The organism is Pseudomonadota bacterium (assembly GCA_010028905.1).
Classification (GTDB): domain Bacteria; phylum Vulcanimicrobiota; class Xenobia; order RGZZ01; family RGZZ01; genus RGZZ01.
In genome coordinates this window covers 1-9031 of the sequence record RGZZ01000187.1, presented here as the reverse complement: position 1 = coordinate 9031, position 9031 = coordinate 1, and the positions used below count along the sequence as shown (strand labels likewise).

Here is a 9031-nt window from a genome sequence, read left to right as displayed (position 1 = left end):
CGCAGACACACGGACGAGCTGTCGCGAAGGAGAGGTCGGGCGTCGCGGCGCCTGGTCGCGGCGCCCGCCTCGCCTTTCGTCACTTGTGGGTCGTGTCGATCTCCACGCGTCGGCCGTCCCGCAAGAGCTTCGGGTCGTTCTGAAGGTTCTTCACGATGCGCGCGACGTGATCGAAGTACTCCCGGGTCGTCTTGTCGCTCTCGAGATACCCCGGCTTGTACCCTTCATCCGGATTGTAGTTGTTGAAGGCGCCGCTACCGCTTCTGAGGAAGACCAAGGTCTTGTCGATGCCCCAGCGTTGCGTGGCGTCCTTGAAGAAGCGAGCCGCAGCCTTCAGGCTGGCAGCGTCGTCGTTACCGTTCATGACCTTCAGCACTCCATCGGCCTTGTCGCCGTAGATTCGCCGGATCATGTCTTCGTTGATGTTGAGCGGACTGTAGTTCTTTGAACCGTCATTATTACCGTCTTTCGATGAATCGCGCTGATCGACGCGCATCTCATTCGTCTCCTGCATGGCGATACCCATCACCACATTGGTGAGCGCTGGATTGGCCCCAGCATCCTTCAGCCCCTGAAGCAGCGCGTTCTTGTTTCGCATCAACGGCTTCCCGTAGCTCTTGATGTGATCGCCGCCGAGCGGTTGCGCGTTGGCCAGATAGGACTGCCACACCTTCGCGCCGCCATTGGTGGCGGCAGGCTGCACCGTCGACGTCTTCGACGCGGGGGCGGCCTCCTGTCGCAGCAGATTCGCGAGGTGCGTGACGCCACCGCGGCGCCTGCTGCCCCCCTCTTCCTCGAGCTCGGCCGAGCGTGCCCACCCATCGGAGGCCGGCGCGTTCGGGGTCCTTTCGCGCGTGCCACCGCCGTGGGTTGGTCTGCCCAGACCGTGGACCCGTGTGAGTGGATGCCGAGTGCTTGCCGTGGGGATGTAGTCGATCATGTGAGTGAGTCCCTCTCCGTGTTTGATGTGGTTCTGTCTGTGTTGGCCTCTCCTGTGACCACAGTACACCGGGGACTCCGCCGAAGATGAGTAAGCGCTGTAACATTTGAAACATGTCTGTGAACCGACTGTTAAAAATGAATGAACACGCGGCCCGCGGATTTTATCGCGCACACCGCCAAAGAAGCCTGCCACAGCGTGCTCTGACAGGCGTGTGACCCGCGTCTCGCCTTCTCCCTACCCCCAGGGAATCGTCGGGCCTCGGCGCGACGCCAACGTCTCAACGTCGGTGCGGTGGCGCCGAATGCGGCGCACCATGCGCAGGCCGAAGCGGAACGCCACCTTCGGGAAGAGCCGATAGAACATGGCCATGAGCCCGACGTATCGCGGGAAGGCGATGATGGCGCGATTGCGCGCCACGCCGTCGAGCACGATGCGGGCCGCCTCGGCGGCCTCGACCGGCGCGAACGGCACCGACGCGCGTACCTTCTCGGCGTCGAGACCCACCGCGTGCATCTTGTCGACGATGGGCGTGCGCACGAAGCCCGGACACACCACCGACACCCGCACCCCCAGATCGTGCCCCTCGAGACGAAGCGATTCAGACAGGCCCACCACGCCGAACTTCGTGGTGGCGTACGGCGCGTTCGCCCCCGAGGGGACGAGGCCGTATCCTGACGCCGTGTTCACCAGGTGCCCGAAGCCCTGGACCGCCATGCGGCGAAATGCGGCGTGGGCCACGTAGGCGGCGCCCCTCAGGTTGACGTCGAGAACCCGATCGAGGTCGGCCCGCGACAGCCGGTGGAACTCACCCACCACAGCCACGCCCGCGTTGTTGAAGACGAAATCGATGCGCCCCTCGCGCTCGGCCATCTCATCGATGAGCATCTCGACCGCCACGGCATTGCGCACGTCGAGGCCTACCCCACGATGGCGCGGGCCGAGCCGCGCGGCCACGGCTCTGGCGGCACCCTCGTTGATGTCGGACACCACCACCACCGCCCCCGCCGCGTGCAACGCCTCAGCCAGCGCCGCGCCGATGCCGGAACCGCCCCCCGTGACCAGGGCCACCTTGCCTTCATACCCTTGCTTCACGCGTCAACCTCCTACTCGAACTCGTGGTGCCGTGGGCGCGGATGAAACAGGCGCGCCCAGTAGCTGAACGTGAACCCAGGCCACAGCGTGGTGATGCGTCCCTGGGCGCCCTGATACCAGCTGTGACACCCCGTGGCCCAGACCGTGCGGGCCATCCGCCGTTGCAGCCCGTCGTTGTAGCGGGCCTGCGTGCTGGCGCGGGTCTCCATGACGCGCGCGCCTCGCGCGTCGAGCATGGCGAGGCAGCGCAGCACATACTCGACCTGCGCCTCGATCATGAACACGATGGAGTTGTGCCCCAGCCCGGTGTTGGGCCCGATGAGCAGAAAGAGATTGGGGAATCCCGCCACCGTGACCCCATGATGGGCCTGCATGCCGTCGCGCCAGACCTCGTTGAGGTCGATACCACCACGCCCCACGAAGCGCACCGGAAACGGCAGCTCGGTGACGCGAAAGCCGGTGGCGTAGACGATGGCGTCGACCTCGTGCACGCGACCGTCGGCGGTGACGACGCCTTCCGCCCGCAATCCGGTGATCGCCTCGGTCACCACCTCGACGTGATCGCGGGTCACCGCCGGATAGAAGTCGTTCGACGTGAGGATGCGCTTGCACCCCGCGCGATAGGTGGGCGTGAGCTTCTCGCGCAGCACGGGGTCGCTCACGCTGCGCGCGATGTGGCGACGCCCCGCCCACTCGACGAGGCGCATGGCCCCTGGCCAGACCACGAAGCCCACCGCCAGCATCTCCTGCAGACCGTAGATGAGCGCGCGCAGCACCCCCCGCGCGCGCGGCGAGCGCAAGAGGAAGCGACGCTCTGCCGGAGCGAGCGCCCGATCGCGACGCGGCATCACCCACGACGGCGTGCGCTGAAACACGGTGAGGCGCGACACCTTCGAGGCCAGCACGGGCACGGCTTGAATGGCGGACGCCGCCGACCCCACCACCGCAACCCGCTTGCCATCGAGCGAGACATCGTGGTTCCAGGCGGCCGTGTGCATGGTGGGGCCCGCGAACGCATCGGCACCATCGAGGGCTGGTATGAACGGTCGGTTCAGGCCGCCCACGCCGGACACGATCACCCGAGCGGTGATCGCATCACCCGTCGAGGTCACCGCGCGCCACATGCGCGCCTTCTCATCAAAGCGCGCCTCGACAAGGGCGCAGCCGAAGCGAATCTTGCGACGCAGATCGTGGCGCGCCACCACCTCGAGCAGGTACGCCTGTATCTCACCCTGCGATGCGTAGATGCGGCTCCAGTCGAAGGCGGTCTCGAACGAGAACGAGTACAGATGCGAGGGGACATCGCAGGCGCAGCCCGGATACGTGTTGTCGCGCCAGGTGCCCCCCACCTCGTCTCCCCTCTCCAAGATGAGGAACGAATCACGACCTGCCTGCTGCAGCCGGATGGCCATGCCCAGACCGGCAAAACCACTGCCCACCACGAGCACGTCGACATCGGGGCGCACGTGCAGCACGCGCTGGAAGAAGGCGGCCGCGCCATCGAGCGAGGCCCGTGCTTCCGGCAGGAGACGCGGAAAGATCTGCCACACATGGGGCACGGCCGGCCACGTGACGATCTGTGCGTCGACCCCGGCTTCCCGAGCGCGGACAACAAGGCGGGTCGAATCATCGAGCAGCAGCTCGTCGCGGCCCACGTGCACCAGCAGCGGCGGGAGGCCGTGAAGATCGGCGAAGACCGGCGAGACCAGGGGATTGCGGGCATCGGCGCCATTGAGATACCAGTCGCGCACCGGCGCGAAGATGCCACCGTCGAAGAAGGCGCAGCGGTCGGCATGGGTCACGCGCGAGCCATCTTGCGACACCAGATCGGCTAGCGGCGAGAAGAGCACCGCGGCGGAGGGCAACCGGTCGCCCGCGTCGCGCAGCGCGAGCATGAGGGCAAGGGCCAGTCCGCCTCCGGCCGAGTCGCCCGCGAGCACGATGGCGGTGGCGTCTCCCTCCGCGGCGCGCAGTGCGCGATAGACGGCCAGGGCGTCTTCGAGCCCCGCGGGGAAGGGCGCCTCCGGCGCAAGGCGGTAGTCGGGGGCAAAGACACGAAAGCCACGACGTGCGAGCTCAGCGGTGATGGGGCGATGCGAGCGCGGTGAGCAGGCCACGTAGCCTCCGCCGTGCAGGTAGAGCAGCACCGGCGCGCGAGGCGCGTACAGAGGCGCCACCCACTCGCCCGCCACGCCGCCCACGCGGTCGCGCCCCAGCGCCACACCTCTCAGGGAGGCCGGATGCGGGTTTCCGAGGAGCATGCGAACGCGCCGCACGTCTGCGCGCCGCAGCAGCGGCTTCACCGTGCGCCGTAGCATCGCCGACATCAAGCGCGCCTGCCAGCTGCCCGCCGGCTCCGGGAGCCTGGTTGAGGTCACGCCATTCCGAGCACGATCAGCATGTCGGCCAAGTTGGCGCCGCCCGCGCCCTTCCCCTCCCGCGCGGGACATCTGGAGAGGAACACAATCGACGTGTCTGAGATGCCCATCGTGAAGGTGGTTCTGTACAAGCACGGCGTCGGCTACTTCGAGCGAGCCGGTGAGGTCGAGGGAGATGCCGCCATCATGCTCGAGCTTGCCTCGACACAGATGAACGACGTGCTAAAATCGCTCACCGTCGTCGATCACGACGGCGGGCAGGTGGCCAGCGTGCGCTACCCCTCGACCCCTCCCGTGGGTCGCAGCCCCGAATCCCCCGCCATCAACCTCGACGACGGCACGAGCACCCTCACCAACCTCCTCGACCAGGTGAAGGGCGCCCGCGTCAAGGTCGAGCTCGGCAGTCGCGCGGTGGAAGGGGCCGTGACCGGCGTGCAGATGCTCGAGCGCCTGCACGAGGGAGACATCGTGCGCGTGCCCCATCTCGTGCTGCTGCTCGACGGCGGTGCGCTGCAGACCTTTGATCTCTTCGAGACGAAGCAGGTCACCCTGCTCGACCCTTCGTTGCGCCGCGACATGACGCGGCTGCTCGAGGTGCTTCTCGAAGGGGCACGGAAAGATCTGAAGACCCTGACCATCTCGACACGGGGAGAAGGACGTCGACGGGTGTCGGCCGGCTATGTCATCGAAGCGCCGATGTGGAAGACCTCCTACCGCATGCTGCTCGAGACCGGGAAGGCCGCTCTGCTGCAAGGATGGGGGCTTGTCGACAACGCCCACGACGACTGGCGCGACGTGCGGCTCTCGCTGGTGGCGGGGCTGCCCGTTTCGTTCGTGCACGACCTCTACTCGACACGCTACCCCAGCCGGCCCGTGGTGGAGCTGCCCACCGGCGCGCCGTACGGCCCGCCGGTCGGGTTCGAGGCCTCCGCCCGGGTCGGTGCCGCGCACGAGCGCGAGATCACCGAAGGCGATGAGGGCCGCGGCCTGCATCGCGCAGCCCGCCCCTTGATGCTGGCCGCGGCCGTCGCGCCGGTCACGCGCCACATCAGCGCCGAAGCGGTCAGCCGCACGGTAGACGTGCAGACCCAGGTCGGCGCGGTGAGCGACCTCTTCGAGTACGACATCACGCTTCCGGTGACGATGCGCAAGGGCGAGTCGGCCCTGGTGCCCCTACTGCAAGGCCCCGTCGAAGCCCGCCGCGTTGCCGTGTACCGCGAGTCGCTGCGTGCGCGAAACCCGATGAGCGCTCTCGCGCTGCGCAACACCACCGGTGTCACGCTCGAAGGAGGTCCGCTCACCGTTTTCGAGAACGGGGCCTATGTGGGCGAGTCGATGCTCGACCTTCTGCTGGCCGACGAGGAGCGCGTAGTGCCATTCTCGGTCGAGCTGCGCTGCTCGGTTCACGTGGAGCGCGACGACCTGTCGAAGCGGGTCTCGCGACTGCTTGTGGGCGGAGGGCTCATCACCCTCGAGCACACCACGGTGCACGAGACCACGTATCATCTCCACTCAAAGAACACCCAGCCGCTCGAGGTGCACGTCGAGCATCCACGCGCGCGAGGGGCCCGTCTCACCGAGACGCAGCCCCCCATCGTGAGCACCGATGAGGTGCACCGCTTCCGCGTCGATCTGGCGGCGCAAGCAAGCGCCGCGCTTCGCGTTCGAGAGGAGCGGACCGAGAGCGAGAGCACCGCGCTCTCATCGGCCCATCCCGACCACCTCGACGCCCTGGTCGAGACGCGCTGCCTCGACGCCGCCGCCTCCGAAGAGATCCGGGCGCTCGCCGCGCTGCAGCGCGACATCGGGCACACCCACCGGCGCATCGAGCAGCGAGAGCGCGAGATTGCGGCCATCTTCGATGATCAGGAGCGTCTGCGCAAGAACCTCCAGGCCCTGGGCGAGGGAAGCGACGAGAGGATGCTGCGCGAGCGCTACGTGGTCGAGCTCGCCAGCTCAGAGGACCGTCTCACCGTGTACCGCGCCGAGCTGGGCGACTTGAAGGAAGCGCTGCTGACGCGACGCGGCGAGCTCGAGACGCGCATCGAGCGCATGCGCTTCGAGGGGCGCGCAGAAGCGCCCGAGAGCAGAAAATCGCCACATGAAGCGCAGCCGAGCCTCCCACCCCACACTTCCGGCGCCCCACCCGAGCCTTGCGACGCTTCACCGAGAGGCGATGGCCCAGACGGCCCGAGCGCGATATGCTGAGGGTGTCACTGTGAAAACCCCTCGTCGCCCGGCCGCGCTTCTTCATCGAAGCACGGCGCGGGCTCTTTTTTTGGGTGCCCGGCAGCACATTCCTCGCGTCTGAACGCTGCTTCACCTCGGCAGGGACTCGCGTGACGAGATTCGTATGACCGTCTCGTGAGGAGCGTGTACCCCATGCGAACCGTCGTGCGTCTCGTCGTTCTTGCCCTGTTCTTCTTGTTCACCGGTGCAGCGGCGCAAGCCGAGCAGTCCCACATGTCATTCATCGGCTTCAGCCGAGACGGCCGACGGGTCGCGGGGTGCGGGTTTCGCACCGCCGCGGTCTTCGACACCTCGACGGGGCAGCTGGTGTGCCGCGTCTCGCCAAAAGCCATGCCGACCGGCGTGGCGCTCAGCCCAGACGGCAAGATGCTCGCGGTGGGCACGCTGAGCTCCCAGGTGGTGCTCTACAGCCTGCCCAAGGGCACCGAGCTGCGCACCATCACGGGTGAGAAGCGCTTCGGCGGTGGGTTCACCGTGACGTTCTCTGCCGATGGCCGCTGGCTCATCACCACCGGCTTCTCCATCGGACGCCCGGAGCCAGACTCATCGGTGCGGGTGTGGGACGTGGAGACCGGCGCCCTCATCACATCGGTGGCCGGCCCTCGTGGCGACGTGAGCCCCAAGGGGCACTGGCTGACGGCGCACAACCCCGTTGAAGAACGCGTCGTGGTGCAGCCCGTACCTACAGGCACGCGCCGGGTCTACACCACCGCGCACCTGCCCTACGGGCCGTTCCGCGCCGATGACGGGCGCGTGGCCGTGATCGACGATACCGACAACACCCTCTTCTTCACCGATCTGCCTGGCGGAACGAAGACAGTGGTTCTCCCGTTCGGCCAGAAGACCGACGCCTGCGTCATGTCCCCCGACTTCGCCCACGTGGCCATCAACCGCGAGATCCCCGACAGCGGCGACAGCGAGGTCACGGTCATCCGGCTGCGAGACCGGGCACGCACCGCCCGTGTGGTGGGCAAGACCCTTCGCGCCACCATGATCTCCGCGCGGGGAACCCTGGCCGTGGAAGACGCGGCTGGAGGCCAGGTGCGCCTCGTGAACGCCGCCAACGGCAGCGCTGTTGCAGTCTGCAAGGGGAGCAGCTTCAAAGAGGTTCACGAGCACATGGAGCACGGCTTCAGCCCCGATGGTCGCGACCTGGCGATTTTCGACCTCGAGCCGAGCGGACCCAGCCCGTTCCTGCGCCTGTTCGACGCCACCACGGGAAAGGTGCGCTGGACGAAGCCCATCGACGGCTGACGCTCAGCCCCGATGCCGCGCCGCAACACGGCCCTTGCCGCTGCAGTACCAGCACTTGCCGGTCCCGTGGCACACCCCGCAGGCCTACGAGGCAGCGAGATGCCCCCGATACGAACCTCCTCCGTGGCCACCGAGATCGCCGGCGCGGGCGCAGCCTGACGCGCCTGCGCTTCGTGAGCAGCCTGCAACGAGGCGGCTTCAGCCGCCACCAGCCTGAGCTGCTCGTCAAGCTGTGCGCGCGCCCGTTGGAGCGTCTCGGCCTGTAGCTCTCGCTCGCGCGCGAGCCTGTGATCCATCTGTCGATTGACGATGCGCTGCACCACGGGGCGAATGACGTGACGACCCATCAGCTCAGGCAGGTACTTCCACCCCGCCACCCACGCGCCAATCGTCAACAGGTTTCTATACGGCGCAAGTGCGGGCACCATCGAGACCCCGACGTTCACCGCGAGGCCGCCTCCGACAACCATGATGAGCATGCTCTGCGCTGCGATCGCCGTAACCCCATTTGTGCGCTGCTGCTCCCAGAGCGCGTCGATATCGGGTCGATAGAGCTCGAGGCGCTTGTCCCAGTCGCCGTGAAGGGCAACCTCGGCACGATCGAGACGTGACTGGGCCGCGTCGATGCGGGCCTGAGCGGCCTTCACCCTGGGGTGATCGATGAGGCGCGAAAAAGCAGGGGAAACACGTGGCACATCCATGCCGACATTCAAGCACCCCGCTCTGAAAAGGGGCTGAAAGACCCGGCGCTACTGCGCTGGTCGCACCTCGATGCGATTGTCGACCTTCTCCACGCCCTTCACCGAGCGGGCCAATGACTCGGCGCGCTGCCTCTCGTCTGCGGTGCCGACCGTTCCGCTCAGCACGACGGTGTCGCCCTGGGCGGTAACGGCAATCTGCTCGCTGGCGAGCTCGAGGTCGCCCTTCAGGCGGACCTGCACCGACGTGACATGGGCCGCGTCGATCTGGGGAATGGTGACCGGTGCCACCGACGGCGACGGCGACGGAGGCGGCGGGCTGGCCGCGCAGCCGGTGGCCAGCAGCGATGCGATCAGAAGGGCAGAGAGGATTCGAAGACGCATGGACGCTCCTTGCCGCGAGACGAGCTCATCGA

5 protein-coding genes and 1 pseudogene are annotated in these 9031 nt (G+C 67.3%); 1 reads left to right on the top strand and 5 read right to left on the bottom strand.

Annotated features, from left to right (window positions below; genetic code table 11):
- Positions 1-79: 79 nt before the first annotated feature.
- The 4 genes and pseudogenes from EB084_13440 to EB084_13425 all read right to left on the bottom strand — a co-directional run bounded on the left by EB084_13440 (position 80) and on the right by EB084_13425 (position 5299).
- Positions 80-940 carry a hypothetical protein gene (locus EB084_13440; GenBank protein NDD29260.1) on the bottom strand — a complete coding sequence of 287 codons (861 nt, stop codon included), beginning with the start codon at positions 938-940 and terminating at the stop codon, positions 80-82.
- A gap of 237 nt (positions 941-1177) precedes the next feature.
- Positions 1178-2035, bottom strand: coding sequence for an SDR family oxidoreductase (locus EB084_13435; GenBank protein NDD29259.1), 858 nt, complete (start codon positions 2033-2035; stop codon positions 1178-1180).
- Between the two features lie 11 nt (positions 2036-2046).
- Entirely contained in the window at positions 2047-4485 is a 2439-nt protein-coding gene (locus EB084_13430; protein ID NDD29258.1) for a steryl acetyl hydrolase, read from the bottom strand.
- 610 nt (positions 4486-5095) lie between these two features.
- Positions 5096-5299, bottom strand: a pseudogene (locus tag EB084_13425) (hypothetical protein).
- A gap of 1496 nt (positions 5300-6795) precedes the next feature.
- Between EB084_13425 and EB084_13420 the strand changes: the two are divergent.
- Positions 6796-7917 carry a hypothetical protein gene (locus EB084_13420; protein NDD29257.1) on the top strand — a complete coding sequence of 374 codons (1122 nt, stop codon included), beginning with the start codon at positions 6796-6798 and terminating at the stop codon, positions 7915-7917.
- 749 nt (positions 7918-8666) lie between these two features.
- On the opposite strand, the gene EB084_13415 is transcribed toward EB084_13420, so the two are convergent.
- A partial coding sequence (locus EB084_13415) for a BON domain-containing protein (protein NDD29256.1) occupies positions 8667-9031 on the bottom strand: 365 nt, incomplete at its 5' end.